Genomic DNA, 18,004 nt, shown 5'->3' with positions numbered 1-18,004 from the left:
CAGTCAGACCCTGAGCCACGACCACCGGAACCCGCTACGAGTATCAATGTCAGACCCTCGCCGTAAGGTCGTAGATCCACGACACGACCAGCGTGAAGGGAGGTGACCGGCCATGCAGCAGGGGCCGCTGCACACCTGTGCCGCCGTCTTCCTCCCGGCCGCGCTGCCGCGTGAGGGCCGCGTCGCCTTCTGGTCCCCGGACGGCAGACCCCTGCCACCGCCGGCGTCCGGGGCCCGGCCCGAGACGATCACCGTCGTGCGGGCGCACGGGGCCGGAGTGCGGAGCCGGGCCGTCCCGGCAGTGGTGCTGTCCGTCGCCGGCGCCCTGCCCATGCTGGTCACGGCGCGGCACGACCCGGCCGCCCACCCCGCCGCCGCCTGCTGGGGCGCGGCCGCCCTGCACGCCCTCCACCTGGCCGGGCGCGGCCGGCTCCTGCCGGGGCTCACGGCGGACGACCTGGACGCATGGCGCGCGGGACCTCTGGACGCCGACGACATCGCCCACCTCCGGGCGGTCGCGGCGGCGATGCCGTACGAAGCCCATGCCGTGCCCGTGCAGGGCCTGCGGCCGCTCCAACTGCCCGAGCCGGAGGCCCTGGTGCGGGCGTTCCTCGACGCGGTCGCCGATACGCTGCCCCGTACGCCCGCCGCCGCGTACGCCGCGGGGGCGCCGTTCGCGGCCCGTGCCCCGCAGCACCTGCCCCGCGCGCGTGCCTGGGCCGCCGAGGCGGCGGCGGGCATGGACGCCGGCGTCCGTGTCTCACTCCGCCTCGACCTGTCCGGGTACGAGCTGTTCGACACCGTCCAGGAGGGGGGCGAGCAGCGGCAGGCCGCCGCCGCGCTGGTCCAGGTGCACAGCCTGGCCGACCCGACCCTGGTCGTCGACGCGGCCGCGCTGTGGGCGGGGGAGAGCGCCGAGCACTTCGGGCCGCGCGCCCGGATCGACGCCGTGCTGGCGCTGCGGCGCGCGGCCCGCGTCTGGGCGCCGCTCGCCCGGCTGCTGGAGCGGGACGTCCCCGACGTCCTGTCGCTCACCGAGGACGAGCTGTACGAGCTGCTGGGCCCCGCCGCGGCCCGGCTCGGCGCGGCCGGCGTGACCGTGCACTGGCCCAGGGAGCTGGTCCGGTCGCTCACCGCCGCCGCGGTCGTCCGGCCCGCTCCCGGCTCGGCCACCGACGGCACGGTGTTCTTCGACAGCGAGGAGCTGCTGAGGTTCAACTGGCAGCTCGCGCTGGACGGCGACCCGCTGACCGAGCGGGAGATGGACGCCCTCGCCGAGGCGCACCGCCCCATCGTGCGGCTGCGCGACCAGTGGGTGGTCGTCGACCCCGCGCTCGTACGCAAGGCGCGCAAGCGGGAGCTGGGCCTGCTGGAGCCGGTCGACGCGCTGGCCGTGGCGCTCAGCGGCACCGCCGAAGTCGACGGCGAGACAGTCGAGGCCGTCCCCGTGGGCGCGCTCGCCGCGCTGCGCGACCGGCTCGTCGCGGGCCCCGGCACCGTCGACCCGCCCCCCGGCCTGGACGCCACCCTCCGTGACTACCAACTGCGTGGCCTGGCCTGGCTCGACCTGATGACGTCCCTCGGCCTCGGCGGCTGCCTCGCCGACGACATGGGCCTGGGCAAGACCGTCACCCTCATCGCCCTCCACCTGCGCCGCGCCCGCCGGGCCCCCACCCTCGTCGTCTGCCCGGCGTCCCTGCTCGGCAACTGGCAGCGCGAGGTCGCCCGTTTCGCCCCCGGCGTACAGGTGCGCCGCTTCCACGGCACGGACCGCACCCTGGAGGGGATCGACGGAGGCTTCGTCCTCACCACCTACGGCACCATGCGCACCAGCGCCGAGCGGCTGGCCGCCCACGAGTGGGGGATGGTCGTCGCCGACGAGGCCCAGCACGTCAAGAACCCGTTCTCCGCCACCGCCAAGGCGCTGCGCACCATCCCCGCGCCCGCGCGCGTCGCCCTCACCGGCACCCCCGTCGAGAACAACCTCTCCGAGCTGTGGGCGCTGCTCGACTGGACCACCCCCGGGCTCCTCGGCCCGCTCAAGGCGTTCCGCTCACGGCACGCGCGCGCCGTCGAGAACGCCGAGCAGATCGAGAACGACGAGGCGGTCGAGAGGCTCGCCCGGCTCGTCCGCCCCTTCCTGCTGCGCCGCAAGAAGTCCGACCCGGGCATCGTTCCCGAGCTGCCGCCCAAGACGGAGTCCGACCATCCCGTGCCCCTCACCCGCGAACAGGCCTCCCTCTATGAGGCGGTGGTGCGCGAGACGATGGGGCGGATCGAGGGCGCGGAGGGCATCGCACGCCGCGGCCTGGTCATGAAACTGCTGACGTCCCTGAAGCAGATCTGCAACCACCCCGCCCAGTACCTCAAGGAGGAGCCCGCACGGCTGGCCGGCCGTTCCGGCAAGCTGGCCCTGCTCGACGAGCTCCTCGACACGATCCTGTCCGAGGACGGCTCCGTGCTGGTCTTCACCCAGTACGTGACCATGGCGCGGCTGCTCACGTCGCACCTGGCGGCCCGCGCGGTCCCTTCCCAACTGCTGCACGGCGGGACGCCGGTGGCGGAGCGGGAGCGGATGGTGGACCGGTTCCAGTCCGGCGAAGTACCGGTGTTCGTGCTGTCCCTCAAGGCCGCCGGCACCGGCCTCAACCTCACCCGGGCCGGCCACGTCGTGCACTACGACCGCTGGTGGAACCCGGCCGTCGAGGAGCAGGCCACCGACCGGGCGTACCGCATCGGCCAGACCCAGCCGGTCCAGGTCCACCGGCTGATCGCCGAAGGGACGGTGGAGGACCGCATCGCGGAGATGCTGCTCGCCAAGCGGGCCCTGGCCGACGCGGTCCTGGGCTCCGGAGAGGCCGCCCTCACCGAGCTGACCGACCGCGAACTGGCCGATCTCGTCTCCCTGAGGAGGCCGTCATGAGCCCGCACCGCGACCGCCCCGGCTCCCGCCCGGGCACCGGCGCCCGGCGCGTCCCGCTGCACGACGACCGCCGCCGTACGTTCCCGCAGCTCGCCCCGGTCCAGGGAGCCGACGGGAAGTTCGCCGCCACCTGGTGGGGCAACGCCTGGGTGGAGGCCCTGGAGGACACCGCCCTGGACCCGGCGCGCCTGGCACGCGGGCGTGCGTACGCCGCCACCGGGCACGTCGACGCCATCACCGTGACGCCGGGGCGCGTCGTGGCGTACGTGCACGGCAGCCGCCCCCGCCCGTACCGCACGGAGATCCGGCTGCGGGTCCTCGGCGACGACGACTGGGAGCGTTTCCTGGACGCCGCCGCTGCCCGCCCCGACCACATCGCCGCCCTCCTCGACAAGGACGTGCCGCACGCCCTGGCCGCCGGAGTCGACCTGCTGCCCGGCCCCGGCGATTTGATCCCGGACTGCTCCTGCCCCGACCACGGCTACCCCTGCAAACACGCGGCCGCCCTGTGCTACCAGGCGGCGCGGCTCCTCGACGAGGACCCGTTCGTGCTGTTCCTGATGCGCGGCCGCGGCGAACAGGAGATCCTCGCGGCGCTCAGCCACCGCAACGCCGCACTCGAGGCCGCCGAGACCACCGCCGCGCCCCCGCCCATGCCCACCGTGCCCGCCCGCACGGCCGTCACCTCCCCGCCCGCCAGGACCCTGCCGCCGCCGCTGCCCGCCCCCGACCGGCCCGGCCGCCCACCGCTCTACCCCGAGGACCCGGACGCCCCGGACCCGCTGGCCCTGGAGATGCTGGCGACCGAGGCGGCAGCCCGCGCGCACACCTTCCTGACCAGCGGGCAGGATCCGGTCGCCGCCCTCACCCCCTGGCAGGACGCGGTCCGCCTCGCGGCCGCCCACCCGGGATCCGGCCTGACCGCCTCCACCCGCGCCCTCTACCGTGACCTCGCCGCCGCCCTGGACCGCACCCCGGCCGACCTGGCCCGCGCGGTCGCCGCCTGGCGCCAGGGCGGACCGGCCGGGCTCGCCGTCCTGGAGGAGCCCTGGGACCCGCCGGCCGGCCCCTTCGACCGGGCCCGCCCCGCCCTGATCGCCGCCGACCTCCCGCACTTCCGCCCCTGGCGCAACCGCCTCTCCACCCGCTCGCTGCAACTGCGTTACGGCCGCGACGGCCTCTGGTACGGGTACGAATCGGACCCCGACCGGGAGGACTGGTGGCCGAGAGGCACCCCTGACGCGGACCCGGTGGGAGCGCTCACCGACCTGCTGGAGCGCTGACAGGCGCTGTTGACCGGCTGCTGACGGGGGCACCTCGTAAAGAGCATGTGAGGGTTCGAATGAGCCGCCACTCGTTGGGGTGAATGGCGGATGCGTCATAACCCGGCTTGCCTGTAAGGCGTTAATTCCGGTGCGGGCGGGTGCCCGTGAAAGTCTCCGGAAGGCAGGAAGCCATGAGGCACACTCGCCGAAATGGTCTGGTCACACTGATGGCCACGGGTGGCGCGCTCGCTCTGGCGGCGGGTTATGCGCAGGCCGACTCCGACGCGGCCGGTGCCACGGCGGATTCGCCGGGGCTGATCTCCGGCAACACCGTGCAGCTGCCGGTGGACGTCCCGGTCAACGTCTGCGGGAACACCGTCAATGTGGTCGGAATCCTCAACCCCGCGGCCGGCAACACATGCGCGAACAAGGGCGACGGCCACCACCACAAGGACCGGCCCGGCACGTCGCACGGCAAGCCCGGTGAGCAGGGCGGCAAGAGCGGAAGCAAGAACGGCGGCGGCGCTTCGGCGGACGGTGCCGCGGTGAAGTCGCCGGGTGTGATCTCCGGCAACGGTATCCAGCTGCCCATCGACCTGCCGGTCAACGTCAGCGGCAACTCCGTCAGCCTGGTCGGCATCCTCAACCCCGCCTTCGGCAACGCCTCCAGCAACGGCGGCAGCAAGACCCCCGTCACACCGCAGAAGCCGCCGAAGGACCACGACAAGCCCGTCTCCCCGCCCAAGAGCGACGGCCCCGCCGCTCCGGTGCCCGCGCCGGCCGACCAGGCCCCCGCGCCGACGCCGCGGACCAGCTCGACGACGCTCGCGGAGACCGGCTCCGGCGCCGGCCTCATCGGCATGGGAGTGCCCGCCGCCATGGGCCTCATGCTCGGCGGCGGTCTCCTCTACCGCCGCTTCCGCCCCACGTCCGACCGCACGTGAATTCCCGCGGCGGCCGGTCGCCCCGAGCACCCGGCCGCCCCGGACTCACCGCCGACCCGGCCGTCACGGCCGCCAGGCGGCCAGCACCGACTCGATGACCGGTGCCACCCGGGTACGCGCCTGGCGGCGGGGGACACCGCTCATCAGCAGGGCGTCGTACTCCGTGTCGAGATGCCGCACCGACGCCCGTACCGCCGCCGTGACCGCGCCCTCGTCCAGCCCGCGCCCCGCCGCCGTACGCCCCACGCGGCCGCTTCCGCGCTCCCCGGCGTGCCCCGCGATCTCGGCGGCACGCTCCGGCGGGCAGCCGGGGAACAGGCGCAGGATCTCGCCGGCCAGCGCGGCCCTGAACCGCTCGTCCTCCACCGCCCGGCGCACCGCGTCCCGGGCCCGGCGGCGGGCCCGCGCCTCCGCGTCGGCCAGGCACGCCGCCTCCGCCCGCGCGAGGGCTGCCTCCTCCACGAGGATGCCCTGGCGTTCGTACCGCGTACGGCGCCGGTTGTGGCGTACGACCACGGCCCACAGGCCGCTCGCCTCACGGGCCCGGCGGGTGAGTGCCGCGTCGCCGCGCGGCAGGTAGACCAGGTGGCCGAGGTCGGCGCAGTCCAGGCAGAGCGGCGCGTTGAACTCCAGGACCAGCCGGGGGAGCGGCCCACTGCGGCACTCCGCGCAGTGCCGCCGCTTGAGCGGCTCGATCACCACGAGCGGGACCGGCACCGCCGAGGCCGCCGCCATGTCAGCGCACGCCGGGGGCCGCGGCCTCGATGAGGCCCTCGCACACCAGTTGCGCCCGGACGAGAGCCTGCCGGGCGGCGGCACGCCGGTCGTACGAGCGCCGGTACGCGACGACCGCGCCGAGCAGCGTGCCGGTCACGGCTGTGAGCGCCGTCTCCATCCCGCCGTACTCCTAAAATCGTTCGATCCGGGCACGCCTGTGCTGATTCAATTCCCCCGTGGCAACGACAAGACTCAATCAGATCATCGCAGTTGAGAAGGGCGTCAAGGCCAAGGCGCAGCAGGACCTGGCCGCGGCGCACCACGGGCTGCAGAAGCCCGCGCTGCTCGCCGGCATTTCCCGTACGTACCAGCCGAAGGACGAGGAGGGGGAGCAGCTGCCGCCCGAGTCCACCCTGGTGCAGGTCAAGGCCGAGGACGTGCTGCGGGACACGGCGAAGACGCTGACGCGGCTGTTCGATGTCACCGCCACGAAGGACTGGGCGAACTGCGCGGCCCGCGCGGACATCACCGTGGACGGGCGTGTGCTGGTGAGCCAGGTGCCGGTCGCGTATCTCCTCTTCCTGGAGAAGCAGTTGACGGACATAGCCGGCTTCGTGCGCAAGCTGCCGGTGCTGGACGCGGCCGAGTCGTGGAGCCAGGACCCCTCGACCGACGCGTGGAAGACCGAGCCGGTGCGGACGCTGCGGACCAAGAAGGTGCCCCGCAACCATGTGAAGGCGGAGGCCACCGACAAGCACCCGGCCCAGGTCGAGGTGTACTACGAGGACATCCCGGTCGGGTACTGGACGACGGTGAAGTTCTCGGGCGCGCTGCCCGCGCGGCGCGTCAACGAACTGCTGGAGCGGGTGGAAAAACTCCAGCAGGCCGTGAAGTTCGCCCGCGAGGAGGCGAACAGCGCGGAGGTCACCGACCAGCGCGTCGGCGACGCCGTGTTCGGCTACCTGTTCGGGTAGCCTGCACAGCACACCCAACAGACTCCCCGGCCATACGCACCGTAGGGCCGGGGTGCGCGAGGAGCGCAAAGCTGAAGCTGAAGCTTGTCGTGATGGAGCGGTTCCGGTAAGGCCCCGCCCTCAAACTCAGACTCTTGCTCCAGACTCAGCATGCGCCGCTCATCGCCGGAACGACCGGGCCCGGGCCCCGGTGCGTCGAAATGCCGGTTCGACTCCGGCCCGCGCAGCTCGATGTGCGGTCGTCCAAAGGCAGGACGCGGCGACATAAGACTGACCCGGGTTCAACCGTGCCGGCGTGTGATGGGAGCGGTATCCACAGGGCTCGGGGGCCGGCTACGCCTCCGGGCCCGCTCCCGTTTCGCCCCGCACCGTCCGGTGTACGCGCGGTCGGTGGACGACGCGGCCCGCGCCCGGGCCATGTAGGCGGCCGGGTCGACACCGCCGTACTCTCACTGGCGGTATCCGCTCAGGAAGCGGCCGATGCGGCTGATCGCCGCGTCGAGATCGTCGACATGCGGGAGGGTGAGGACGCGGAAGTGGTCCGGGCGCGGCCAGTTGAAGCCGGTGCCCTGCACCACCTGGATCTTCTCCCGCAGCAACAGATCCAGGACGAACTTCTCGTCGTCGTGGATGCGGTGCACCTTCGGATCGAGGCGCGGGAAGGCGTACAGCGCGCCCTTGGGCTTGACGCACGAGACGCCGGGGATCTCGTTGAGCTTCTCCCACGCCTTGTCGCGCTGCTCATGGAGGCGGCCGCCGGGGGCGGTCAGGTCGTGGATGGACTGGCGGCCGCCGAGGGCGGCCTGGATGGCGTACTGGGCGGGGGCGTTGGCGCACAGGCGCATGGAGGCGAGCATGGTGAGCCCCTCCAGGTAGTTGCGCGCGTGCTGCCTGGGCCCGGTGACGACGAGCCAGCCGGAGCGGAAGCCGGCGACGCGGTACGTCTTGGACAGGCCGGAGAAGGTCAGGACGACCAGGTCGGGGGCGAGGGAGGCGGCGGTGTGGTGGACGGCACCGTCGTACAGGATCTGGTCGTAGATCTCGTCGGCGAAGACCATCAGCTGGTGGCGGCGGGCGAGGTCGAGGATGCCCTCGACGATCTCGCGCGGGTAGACCGCGCCGGTGGGGTTGTTGGGGTTGATGATCACGACGGCCTTGGTGCGGTCAGTGATCTTCGCGGCCATGTCGTCCAGGTCGGGGTACCAGTCTGCGGACTCGTCGCACAGGTAGTGCACGGGGCGGCCGCCGGCGAGGGTGGTGACGGCGGTCCACAGGGGGAAGTCGGGCGCCGGGATGAGGATTTCGTCGCCGTCCTCCAGGAGGGCCTGGACGGCCATGGAGACGAGTTCGGATACGCCGTTGCCGAGGAAGACGTCGTCGACGTCGACGTCGGTGAGACCGAGGGCCTGGTAGCGCTGGGCGACGGCGCGGCGGGCGGAGAGGATGCCGCGCGAGTCGGTGTAGCCGTGGGCCTGCGGGAGCATCCGGATCATGTCCTGGACGATCTCCTCGGGCGCTTCGAAGCCGAAGAGGGCCGGGTTGCCGGTGTTGAGGCGCAGCACGCTGTGGCCGGCCTCCTCCAGGGCGTTGGCATGCTCGATGACCGGGCCGCGGATCTCGTAGCAGACCTCGCTGAGCTTGCTCGACTGCCGGAACTCCATGCTCGACGACCTCCAGAAGTGGTGTTGCTTGGTTTTACCAAGTGTGAGCTTGGAAAGTCCAACAACTTGTCTAGACTGCCTCGCATGCCACGTCGACGAAGTTACGACCAGTACTGCGCCGCCGCCCGTGCCCTCGACGCCGTCGGTGACCGCTGGACGCTGCTGATCGTCCGCGAACTGCTCGCGGGTCCGCGCCGCTACACCGACCTGCACGCCGATCTCCCCGGCGTCAGTACGGACATGCTCGCCTCGCGGCTCAAGGACATGGAGCGCGACGACCTGGTGACCCGTCGTCGGCTGCCGCCGCCCGCCTCCTCGTACGTGTACGAACTCACCGACCGGGGGCGGGGCCTGCTGCCCGTGCTGCGGGCCCTGGCGGCCTGGGGAGCCCCCGCTCTCGCCGAACCCCGCCCCACGGACGCGGTGCGGGCGCACTGGTTCGCCATCCCGCTGCTGGACGCCCTGCAGGCGGCGGTCCCGGGGGCGGGAGTGGTCGAAGTCCGGCTCGACGAGGGGACGTTCCATGTGCGGGTGGGCGACGACGCCGACGGCGGTCAGGTGACGTACGCCGACGGCCCCGCCGCTCACGAGCCGGACGTCTGCCTGCGGATGGACGCGGCGACGTGCGCGGCCGTGGCGGCCGGAGGCCTGTCGGTCACCGAGGGCGTGAGGGCGGGGCGTATCGAGGTGGTGCGTGAAGCGGCTGACCATGGGGAGGAGAAGGTCACGTCGTCGTGGTAGGCGGCGAGGGTGCGGTCGACGGCCGGGCGGCGCCCGGGGTGTCCGGTGCGGGTCCGCGCTGACCGACGCGACGACGGTGCCCGCCGCCCGGTCGGCGTTCAGCGCGCAGCAACGCCGCCGCGAGCCGGTCGCGGGCGGCCGTCTGCGCCGCGATCCGGGCTTCCAGCACCGCGAGCCGGTCCCGGGCGATCTCCAGACCCCGCTCGGACGGCGGCGCGCCCGCGACGTCACCGTCCAGGCAGGCACTGAACGCCGCCACGTCCTCCAACGTCAGCCCGGCGTCCAGCAGATGGCGGATGTTGCGTACACGGACGGCGGCACCCTCGTCGTACTCCCGATAGCCGTTGGGTGCGCGGGTCGACGAGATCAGGCCCTGCTGTTCGTAGTGGCGAAGGGCGCGGGCCGTGGTGCCCGTCGCCCGTGCCAGTTCCCCGATGCGCACTGTGCTCCCCTCCAGGGAGCCATTGCTATCACAGGTGAGTTTTGCGGGTTCACGCCACCACGGCGCCACCGTCCACGGGCAGTACGGTGCCGGTGACGAAGGAGGCCTCGGGCGAGGCCAGTTGGGTGATGGCCCATGCGACGTCCTCCGGGCGGCCGATGCGGCCGAGAGGAGTGTGCGCCCGCTGCCAGGCGCGCATGCGGGCCAGTTCCTCGGGGGACAGCCCGGAGTGCTCGCCCATCGGCGTCTCGACCGCACCGGGCGCGACGGCGACGACGCGGATGCCGCGCGGGGCGAGTTCGACGGCCCAGCTACGGGTGAGGAGTTCGAGGGCGGTCTTGGTCGCCGCGTACACGGCATTGCCCGGCCAGGCCCGTTGGCCCACCGAGGTGGTGACGTTCACGACCACGCCGTGCGCCGCTTGCCGTTCCAGGGCGGGCAGCGCGGCCTGGGTGAGGAGGACGGGCGCCACGAGATTGGTGTCCAACTGGGGTGCCATGGAGGCACGGGTGTGCGTGCCGAGGCGGCCGCTTCCCACGACGGCCGCGTTGTTGACGAGGACGTCGAGGTGTCCGTACGTGTCGAGGGCGGCGCCGACGATGTGCTCGGCGGCACCCTCCGCGGTGACGTCGGCGGCGAGCGGCCGGATGCCGTCCGGGTGGGCCCGCGCGGTCTCGGCGAGGGGCTCCGGGCGGCGGCCGACGGCGAGGACGTGGGCACCCTGCGCGGCGAATGCCCTGGCGGTGGCCCGGCCGATACCGGTACCGGCGCCGGTGACGATCACGACCCTGGTGTTCTTCCGCGCGTGCTTCATGGTGCCGATCCTCGAACCCTGCCGCCAATGGCAAGGTCAACTCGTGGTGCGTCTCGGGCAGCATGGGGGCGTGAAACTCGAACCGATCACCTGGGAACGGCTGACCGACGCGCTCGCCGCGCACGTGGACGGGCTGACCCCGGGCGACGGCGGGCCGTGGCGGAAGGTCGCCGTCGACGGGGCGCCCGCCGCCCGGCCCGGAGAGCCGGCCGGGCTGCTGGCGGAGGCGCTGCGGGTGCGTGGGCGGGCGGTGATGACCGTGGGAACGGAGGGGTTCCTGCGGCCGGCGTCGCTGCGGTACGAGTACGGCAAGGAGGACCCCGACGCGTACTACAGCGGCTGGTTCGACACCGGCGCCCTGTGGCGGGAGGTCTTCGGGCCTCTGGAGCCGGGCGGCAGCGGGCGGGTGCTGCCCGACCTGTGGGACCCGGTGACGGACAGGGCGACACGCAGCCCGTACCGGACGCTGGCGCCGGGCGGGGTACTGGTACTGCACGGGCCGTTCCTGCTCGGCCACTGGTTCCCCTTCGACCTGACGGTCCACCTGCGGCTGTCACCCGGGGCCCTGGCCCGTCGTACGGAGCAGCCGTGGACGCTGCCGGCCTTCGAGCGGTACGAGGCCGAGGTCGCCCCGACGGAGACCGCCGACATCGTGGTCCGCACCGACGACCCCCGCCACCCGGCCTGGACGGGCCTGGGCTAGCCCCCGGCTTCCGGCCACCGGCGCGAGACCGTCCGGGCCGACCACCCGGCATGCCCCTGCCGACCCGCTGCTCCGCCCGGCCCCGGCGCCTCCACCGCGGCCTCCGCCCGGTTCTGTGGCTGCCCCTGCCACCCGGCGGCCCCCATTGCCCCGGGTGCCCCGCGTTGCCTCGGTCCGGTGGCCCCGCCACCCGGTGGCCCCGCCACCCGGCGGCACCCTTCGCCCCGCCCCTTCCGCCCCCGGGTGGCCCGCGTCGCCCCCGGTCTTGCGGCGGCTCCTGCCCTCGTCGGCACCCGTCGCGCGGCCTCCACCGGCCGGCCCGGGTGTCCAGCCCCCGGCTTGCGGCGGCTTCCCGCCACCCGCGACACCCTGGGCCCGCCCTTCCGCCCCCGGGTGGCCCGTCGGCCCAGTTCCGGCGGTGGCCCCCCGTCACCCGGCGGCCTCCGTCAGCCCACCATCGGGCGGCCGCCCAGTACCGTGACCGCCGTTGCGCCGGCGCGGCAGCCGGCTTCCGCGGCGGACGCCGGGTCCGCGCCGTACAGGCGGGCCGCCAGGAAGGCGCCCGTGAACGCGTCGCCCGCGCCCGTCGAGTCGACCGCCCGTACCGCCGGGGCCGGGACCGGCGAGAGGGCCTGCCCCGATACGGCGACCAGGGCGCCCGCAGCGCCCAGGGTCACCGCGACGAGCGGGAAGCGGCGGCTCAGCGCGGCCGCCGCACCCGCGGGGTCGGCCAGGCCCGTCAGCAGCGGGGCCTCGACGGCGTTGGGCAGGAGCACGTCCGCGCCCTCGGCCGCGGCCAGGAACCGGTCCACTCCCAGCTCCGTGACGAAGCCCGCCGACGCGGGGTCCACGCTCACCGGCACGCCCCGCTCCCGCGCTGTTGCCAGGGCCAGCCGCGCCGTCTCGCGGCTGGTCCCGGCGAAAAAGAGATACCCCGAGAGGTGCAGGTGGGACACCCCGTCCAGCAGGGTTGGCGACCAGTCGCCAACCCCGATCCGGAGCGCCGCGCCGCTGTCCGTGAGGAACGTCCGCTCGGCGGCCTCGTCGACCAGCGCGACCACCGTCGCGGTCGGCGCGCCCGGGTCCCGTACCAGCAGCGGCCGCACTCCCGCGCACCGTAGCCGTTCCTCGTGCCAGGCCGCCCAGTCGGTGCCCACCCGCGCCAGTATCCGTACGTCCGCGCACCCCGAACGCGCCGCCCAGCACGCCACGTTCGCCCCCGCCCCGCCCGGCAGCGTCCGGATCTCCGCCGCCGTGTCGGTCGCCGGGGCGAGCGGCGTACGGTGCCTGGCCACCACGTCGGTGACCACGTCCCCGACGACGAGCAGCGCGCCGGTCACAGCGCGGCCGCGATACGCGCCGCCAGCCGCACATTGCCGCGTACCGCCGCCAGGTTGGCCTCCAGGGACGCCCCGCCGGTGTGCCGCATCAGGTACTCCAGCAGGAACGGCGTCACGCCCTGCCCGGTGATCCCCCGCTCCCGGCACTCCTCCAGCGCCAGCGCGAGCACCCGGTCGTGGAGCTCCGGATCCAGCTGCTCCTCCTCCGCCACCGGATTGGCGACGATCAGCGCCGCCTCCGGGCCGCCCAGCGCGTCCTGCGCCCGCATCACCACCGCCACCTCCTCCGGCGACCGCACCGTCCAGTCGACCGGCTCGCCGGAGGACGCCAGGTAGAAGCCGGGGAAGTGTTCCGTCCCGTACCCCACGACGCCGACGCCCAGTGTCTCCAGCCGCTGGAGCGTCGCCGGCACGTCCAGGATGGACTTGACCCCCGCGCACACCACGGCGATCCGGGTCCGCGCCAGCAGCCGCAGGTCCGCCGACTCGTCCTGCGTCTGGACCCATTCACGGTGTACGCCGCCGAGCCCGCCGGTCGCGAACACCCGGATCCCTACCCGCGCCGCCAGGAACGCGGTCGCCGACACCGTCGTCGCCCCGCTCGCCCCCGCCGCCAGGGCGGGCGCCAGGTCACGATGGCCCAGTTTGCGTACGCCGGGATCGGCCGCGACCCGCTCCAGCTGCCCCTTGTCCAGCCCCACACGCGCCACGCCGTCCAGCACGGCGACCGTGGCCGGAACGGCCCCGCCGGCCCGTACCAGCGCCTCCAACTCCTCCGCCACGGCCAGGTTCCGAGGGCGGGGCAGGCCGTGCGCGATGATCGTCGACTCCAGGGCGACGACCGGCCTGCGCGCGGCCATCGCCTCCCGTACCTCTTCCGACAGGGTGACAGTGGTCTCCGGCATGTCCCCATCCCTGGCGCGGCGGCGGCCCGCGCAAACGTCCGGGCGGACTTTCCCGTGTCGCACTGGCGTTCACCCCGTGCGCCAAGCGCCCGGCAGCCCCGGTTAGAGTCACCGGCCATGACGACCATTGAGCAGCAGCCCTCGTTTGCCGTGCACATACCGGACGCCGAGCTGGAGCCGGAGCCGCTGGACCCGGAACAGATCGTTTCCGGCGACCCGGTGGTGACCGGCAAGGTGCTGTGGGAATCGGCCGACGGCACCCAGGTGCGCGGCATCTGGCAGATCACGCCCGGCGTCGTGACCGACACCGAGGCCAACGAGCTCTTCGTGGTCGTCAGCGGGCGCGCCACCGTGGACGTCGAGGGCGGGGACACGCTGGAACTCGGACCGGGCGACGCGTGCGTCCTGCGCGAAGGCGACCGTACGACGTGGACGGTGCACGAGACACTGCGCAAGGCGTACCACATCTGCCTCTGAGGCAGTGCCCTTCGCGCCGTTCTCGTCAGCCGCGCTTCCGCCGTACCGCCACGGCGGCCAGCGGAAGCAGCAGCAACGCCGCCACCGCGTTCAGCCAGCCGTATCCCGCCTGGGCGACGACCAGGCCGGCCCCCGCACCGCCGACGCCCGCCGCCGTGTTCATGGTCAGGTCCGACAGGCCCTGCACCGCTGCGCGGGCGGGCTGCGGCACGGAGTCCGTCAGCAGCGCCGAGCCGGTGACCAGCCCCGCGGACCAGCCCAGCCCCAGGACGAACAGCCCCGCAGCGGTCTGCCCATGGCTCGGCCCGGCCGTGCCGGCCAGGAGCGCGGCGGTGGCGAGCAGCCCGACGGCCAGACCGATCACGGACAGCCGTCCGAGCCGGTCCGACAGCCATCCCATCACGGGCGAGAACGCGTACATGCCCGCGATATGACCGCTGATGACGAGCCCGATCAGCGTGATGTCCGCCCCGTGGTGGCTGAGCGCCACCGGGGTCATCGACATGATCGAGACCATCGCGGTGTGCGAGACCGCCACGGTCACCAGCGCCAGCCTGGCACGAGGCGACTCCCGCACCGCGCGCACGCCCGCCCGCAGCGACCGGCCCTCGGGCCCCGCGCCCTCCTCGGTGCCGGCCGCCAGCGCCCGCGCGGTCAGCAGCGGATCCGGCCGCAACAGGACCGCGACCAGCGCCGCCGACAACAGGAAGACCCCAGCTGCCCACAGGAACGGTCCGGCCGCCGGCGGTATCCCGAGCCCGGACACGCTCCGTCCGGCGGGCGCGGCGATGTTCGGGCCCAGCACCGCCCCGATCGTCGTCGCCCAGACCACGGTGGAGATGGCCCGCCCGCGCCGCTCCGGCTCCGCCAGGTCCGCCGCCGCGAACCGGGCCTGGAGATTGGCCGACGACCCTGCACCGAACCCCGCCATGCCGGCCAGCAGCAGCGGGAAGTTCCCGAGGACCGCGGCCAGCACCACGACACCAGCTCCGGCCGCCCCGATCGCATACGCCAGGACCAGCCCGGGTCGCCGCCCGCGCGCCGTCATCAGCGCGGCCAGCGGCATGGACAGCAGCGCCGTCCCGGCCACGGTGGCGGTCGGAGCCAGCCCCGACAGCGCGTCCGTCCCGCTCACCTCCTGGGCCAGGACGGAGGCGAGGGCGATCCCGGTCGCCACCCCCAGCCCTCCCAGGATCTGGCTGGCGACGAGGACGGCTGAGATCCGCCGCCGCAGGGCGGGCAGTTCGGCGGTCACGACAGCCATGGAGCCGGACTGCGAGCCGGAGTCGGAGCCGGACTTCGAAGCGGACGGCTCCACCGGCGCGGAGGCATCGGGTATGTCGGAGTCGGTAGTCACCGCGGCAGTCTGCCACCCCTACAGGATCAGAACAGTGGCTGCGGCAGCACCCCCTCCAGAGCCAGCAGCCGGCGCTTGGTCTCCAGCCCTCCGCCGAACCCGCCGATTCCCCCGTCGCTCTCCACCACCCGATGGCACGGCACCACCACAGGCAGCGGATTGGCGCCCATCGCCGCACCGACCGCCTGCGCCGCCCCCGGCTGCCCCACCCGGCCGGCCAGCTCCCCGTAGCCGACGACCGTTCCGTACGGCACACCGGTGGCCAGCTCGCGCAGCACCTGCCGGTTGAACCCGGCCGTCAGCGACCAGTCCAGCCGCAGCCCGAACTCGCCCAGCCCGCCCGCGAAATACGCCTCCAGCCTGCGTATCGGCTCGGCCAGCCGCCCCGACGCGCTCTCCACCAGCTCCGCGCCGAGCTGCCCCTCCAGCCGCTTCAACGCCCGGTCGCGCACCGCGTCGTCGGCGTGGAACACCACGCTCACCAGCCCCTCGCCCGTCGCGGCGAGCAGCAGCGGGCCGATGTCGCTGCCGACGACGGCCCACTCCACGAACTGCCCGTTGCTGTCCATGCCGACCACCGTACGACCGACCACTGACAAGGCGGCCCGGACGAGGATCGCCGCAGGTCAGCGCACCGCGTCCGGGTCAGCGCACCGCGTCCCGCACGACGTCCGGGTTGTTGGTGATGATGCCGTCCACCCCGAAACCGTCCGCCCGCTCCGCCCCCGCGGCGTCGTTGACTGTCCACGTGTTGACCCGCAGCGGCTTGCCGTGCGCGCCCTTCAGCCGGTGCACCGCGGCGACGTAACCGGCGGTGAGCGTGGTGTGCGCCGGATTGATCTGATCGGTGAAGGCCGCGTAGGACGGCAGATCGGCGATCGCGGGCGTACCGAGGAAGCCGGTGGTGATGTCGGGCCGCTGCTGGTGCACGGCCCTCACGCTCGCGGCGCCGAAGCTCTGGATGACCAGCCGGCCGGCGACGTGCGGGCGGTCCAGCCAGCCCTCCTCGCCCAGGACGCGCAGGGTGTCGTTCTCGATCCCGGGGTACAGCTCGGGCTTCTTGATCTCCAGCAGCAGCTTCTGGTGGTTGCGGTCCACGCGGTTGAGGTACTGCTCCAGCGTCGGCACCCGCGCACCCGCCCACTTCTCGCCGAACCAGCTGCCGGCGTCCAGCGTGGCGATCTCCGCGGCCGTGAAGTCCTTGACCTTCCACGGAGCACGCCCGGGAAAGCGCTGCTCCACATCGGTGGTGCGGGCCAGGCTGTCGTCGTGCAGGACGACCAGCTCGCCGTCCCTGGTGCGCTGGACGTCGTTCTCCACCCACGTGAAGCCCATGTCACGGGCGAGATCGATCGCGGCCAGGGTGTTCTCGGGCGCGTACGCGGAGGCGCCGCGGTGTGCGATGACGAGCGGCTGGTCGCCCCCAGCCCCAGCCCCAGCCCCAGCCCCAGCCCCAGCCCCGGTCGTGGTCGCGGACGCGGACGCGGTGGCGGGCAGCAGCAGGGTGCCGGCCGCGGCGAGCGCGGTGGCGGTGGCCAGTGCGGGCCGTAGGGACACGTGAGCTCCTCGGGTCGGGGGATCGCGGACGGCCCCGAGACTGGCAGTCGACGGTCAACGGCGAACAGGCGAAGGATGGCCGGAACGTGAACGGACCGGCCCCGGCCCACCGCGCCGGGAGCTCCTCTGTCGACGAATCCCCCGGCAATGTTTGTTCGGTCCTGGATGCGCCATAGCCTCGCCCCCGTACCAGCGGGTACACATGGCACCACGGCGCCACGGCACGGGCACGGGGTTTCCGGACGGCGGGGCACAAGGAGCGAAGGGCATACGGGCATGCAGGGCACAGTCGACGGTTTCAGCTACGGCCTTGTCACACCCGTGGCCGCTTTTCTCATGGCGTGCCTGGGAGGCGCCCTGGGACTGCGCTGCACCACCAGGTCCCTTCGCGAGCACGGCACCTTCAAACCCGGCTGGCTCGCCCTCGGCGCCACCTCCATCGGCTCGGGCATATGGACCATGCACTTCATCGCGATGATGGGGTTCACGGTCCAGGAGGCGCCGGTCGGCTACGACCCGGCCATCACCTTCGCCAGCCTCGCCGTGGCGATCGTGATGGTCGGCATCGGGATCTTCATCGTCGGATACCGGGGTGCCACCGCGATGGCCCTGGTCACCGGCGGCACCATCACGGGCCTCGGCATCGCCACCATGCACTACCTCGGCATGGCCGGAATGCGCCTGCCGGGCCGGCTCCAGTACGAGACCCTCACCGTCGCCCTCTCCGTCGTGATCGCGGTCGTGGCGGCGACCTCGGCGCTGTGGGCGGCGGTCTCGATCCACGGGTTCCTGCCCAGCCTCGGTGCCGGCCTGGGCATGGGCGTCGCGGTCACCGGGATGCACTACACGGGCATGGCCGCGGTACGCGTCCACCTGCACGGCGACGGCCTCACGGCGGGCGACGGCGACACCACGACCTCGCTGCTCGGCCCCATGCTGGTGGGCCCGGCGGTGTTCCTGCTGCTCGCCGGCGTCGTGGTGATGTTCGACCCGCTGCTGGTGACGGGCGGCGACCGCGACGGGCAGCGGGCCGTGCTCGCGGCCCCCGGCCGGTCTCTCCGCCGCCCCGGTGCACCGGTCCAGTGGCAGAGCCACTTCTACGACGAGCCCGCCGTCCGGTCGCCGGCCCGCCGTCCGCGCCGCCGCGAGCGCACCGGCGACCGCTGACGACCTCCGATGACCTC

18 protein-coding genes are annotated in these 18,004 nt (G+C 73.6%); 8 read left to right on the top strand and 10 right to left on the bottom strand.

Features of this window, described 5'->3' with window-relative positions:
* Positions 1-112: 112 nt before the first annotated feature.
* The 3 genes from BKD26_RS23865 (at position 113) to BKD26_RS23855 (ending at position 5,132) form a co-directional block, all read left to right on the top strand.
* On the top strand, positions 113-2,923 hold the full coding sequence (locus BKD26_RS23865) for a DEAD/DEAH box helicase (RefSeq protein ID WP_084901711.1): 2,811 nt from the start codon (positions 113-115) through the stop codon (positions 2,921-2,923).
* Positions 2,920-4,206 carry an SWIM zinc finger family protein gene (locus tag BKD26_RS23860; protein ID WP_084901707.1) on the top strand — a complete coding sequence of 429 codons (1,287 nt, stop codon included), beginning with the start codon at positions 2,920-2,922 and terminating at the stop codon, positions 4,204-4,206. Before BKD26_RS23865 ends, BKD26_RS23860 begins: the two co-directional genes overlap by 4 nt.
* A 173-nt stretch (positions 4,207-4,379) precedes the next feature.
* On the top strand, positions 4,380-5,132 hold the full coding sequence (locus tag BKD26_RS23855; protein ID WP_084901704.1) for a chaplin: 753 nt from the start codon (positions 4,380-4,382) through the stop codon (positions 5,130-5,132).
* A gap of 63 nt (positions 5,133-5,195) precedes the next feature.
* On the opposite strand, the gene BKD26_RS23850 is transcribed toward BKD26_RS23855, so the two are convergent.
* Positions 5,196-5,867, bottom strand: coding sequence for a DUF2293 domain-containing protein (locus tag BKD26_RS23850; RefSeq protein ID WP_084901701.1), 672 nt, complete (start codon positions 5,865-5,867; stop codon positions 5,196-5,198).
* Position 5,868: 1 nt separating this feature from the next.
* Positions 5,869-6,027 carry a hypothetical protein gene (locus BKD26_RS40455; protein WP_179166661.1) on the bottom strand — a complete coding sequence of 53 codons (159 nt, stop codon included), beginning with the start codon at positions 6,025-6,027 and terminating at the stop codon, positions 5,869-5,871.
* A gap of 58 nt (positions 6,028-6,085) precedes the next feature.
* Between BKD26_RS40455 and BKD26_RS23845 the strand changes: the two genes are divergently transcribed.
* Positions 6,086-6,823, top strand: a complete 738-nt coding sequence (locus BKD26_RS23845) for a hypothetical protein (protein WP_084901697.1) — start codon at positions 6,086-6,088, stop codon at positions 6,821-6,823.
* A gap of 449 nt (positions 6,824-7,272) precedes the next feature.
* Here the strand turns inward: BKD26_RS23845 and BKD26_RS23840 are convergent, their stop codons facing one another.
* The gene (locus tag BKD26_RS23840) at positions 7,273-8,484 is read right to left on the bottom strand and encodes a pyridoxal phosphate-dependent aminotransferase (protein WP_084901694.1); all 1,212 of its coding nucleotides are present in this window, start codon (positions 8,482-8,484) and stop codon (positions 7,273-7,275) included.
* A gap of 84 nt (positions 8,485-8,568) precedes the next feature.
* On the opposite strand from BKD26_RS23840, the gene BKD26_RS23835 reads away from it, so the two are divergent.
* Entirely contained in the window at positions 8,569-9,225 is a 657-nt protein-coding gene (locus tag BKD26_RS23835; protein ID WP_084901691.1) for a helix-turn-helix domain-containing protein, read from the top strand.
* On the opposite strand, the gene BKD26_RS23830 is transcribed toward BKD26_RS23835, so the two are convergent.
* The gene (locus tag BKD26_RS23830) at positions 9,209-9,667 is read right to left on the bottom strand and encodes a MerR family transcriptional regulator (protein ID WP_084901689.1); all 459 of its coding nucleotides are present in this window, start codon (positions 9,665-9,667) and stop codon (positions 9,209-9,211) included. The genes BKD26_RS23835 and BKD26_RS23830 overlap by 17 nt on opposite strands.
* 49 nt (positions 9,668-9,716) lie before the next feature.
* Complete coding sequence (locus BKD26_RS23825; RefSeq protein WP_084901686.1) at positions 9,717-10,481, bottom strand: SDR family oxidoreductase; 765 nt, start codon at positions 10,479-10,481, stop codon at positions 9,717-9,719.
* A 70-nt stretch (positions 10,482-10,551) separates the two neighbouring features.
* Between BKD26_RS23825 and BKD26_RS23820 the strand changes: the two genes are divergently transcribed.
* Positions 10,552-11,184, top strand: a complete 633-nt coding sequence (locus BKD26_RS23820; protein ID WP_084901684.1) for a uridine kinase — start codon at positions 10,552-10,554, stop codon at positions 11,182-11,184.
* Positions 11,185-11,630: 446 nt separating this feature from the next.
* Here the strand turns inward: BKD26_RS23820 and BKD26_RS23815 are convergent, their stop codons facing one another.
* Positions 11,631-12,524, bottom strand: a complete 894-nt coding sequence (locus BKD26_RS23815; RefSeq protein WP_084901681.1) for a PfkB family carbohydrate kinase — start codon at positions 12,522-12,524, stop codon at positions 11,631-11,633.
* Positions 12,521-13,429, bottom strand: coding sequence for a pseudouridine-5'-phosphate glycosidase (locus tag BKD26_RS23810; protein ID WP_084901679.1), 909 nt, complete (start codon positions 13,427-13,429; stop codon positions 12,521-12,523). Before BKD26_RS23810 ends, BKD26_RS23815 begins: the two co-directional genes overlap by 4 nt.
* A gap of 117 nt (positions 13,430-13,546) precedes the next feature.
* Between BKD26_RS23810 and BKD26_RS23805 the strand changes: the two genes are divergently transcribed.
* Positions 13,547-13,906: a cupin domain-containing protein gene (locus BKD26_RS23805; RefSeq protein WP_084901676.1), complete on the top strand. Its 360-nt coding sequence runs from the start codon at positions 13,547-13,549 to the stop codon at positions 13,904-13,906.
* Between the two features lie 25 nt (positions 13,907-13,931).
* On the opposite strand, the gene BKD26_RS23800 is transcribed toward BKD26_RS23805, so the two are convergent.
* The 3 genes from BKD26_RS23800 to BKD26_RS23790 form a co-directional block, all read right to left on the bottom strand.
* The gene (locus tag BKD26_RS23800) at positions 13,932-15,170 is read right to left on the bottom strand and encodes an MFS transporter (protein WP_084901766.1); all 1,239 of its coding nucleotides are present in this window, start codon (positions 15,168-15,170) and stop codon (positions 13,932-13,934) included.
* A gap of 119 nt (positions 15,171-15,289) precedes the next feature.
* The gene (locus BKD26_RS23795) at positions 15,290-15,832 is read right to left on the bottom strand and encodes a methylated-DNA--[protein]-cysteine S-methyltransferase (RefSeq protein ID WP_084901675.1); all 543 of its coding nucleotides are present in this window, start codon (positions 15,830-15,832) and stop codon (positions 15,290-15,292) included.
* Positions 15,833-15,908: 76 nt separating this feature from the next.
* A complete protein-coding gene (locus tag BKD26_RS23790; protein WP_084901672.1) occupies positions 15,909-16,820 on the bottom strand; it encodes a glycerophosphodiester phosphodiesterase family protein in 912 nt (303 codons plus the stop codon).
* Between the two features lie 276 nt (positions 16,821-17,096).
* Here BKD26_RS23790 and BKD26_RS23785 point away from each other — a divergent pair, with 276 nt between their 5' ends.
* The gene (locus BKD26_RS23785) at positions 17,097-17,987 is read left to right on the top strand and encodes an MHYT domain-containing protein (protein WP_084901670.1); all 891 of its coding nucleotides are present in this window, start codon (positions 17,097-17,099) and stop codon (positions 17,985-17,987) included.
* Positions 17,988-18,004 lie beyond the last annotated feature (17 nt).

Source organism: Streptomyces sp. CB03238 (assembly GCF_002099185.1).
GTDB lineage: Bacteria > Actinomycetota > Actinomycetes > Streptomycetales > Streptomycetaceae > Streptomyces.
Note: the sequence above shows the minus strand (reverse complement) of the source record. Positions and strands in the feature narration are given on the sequence as shown.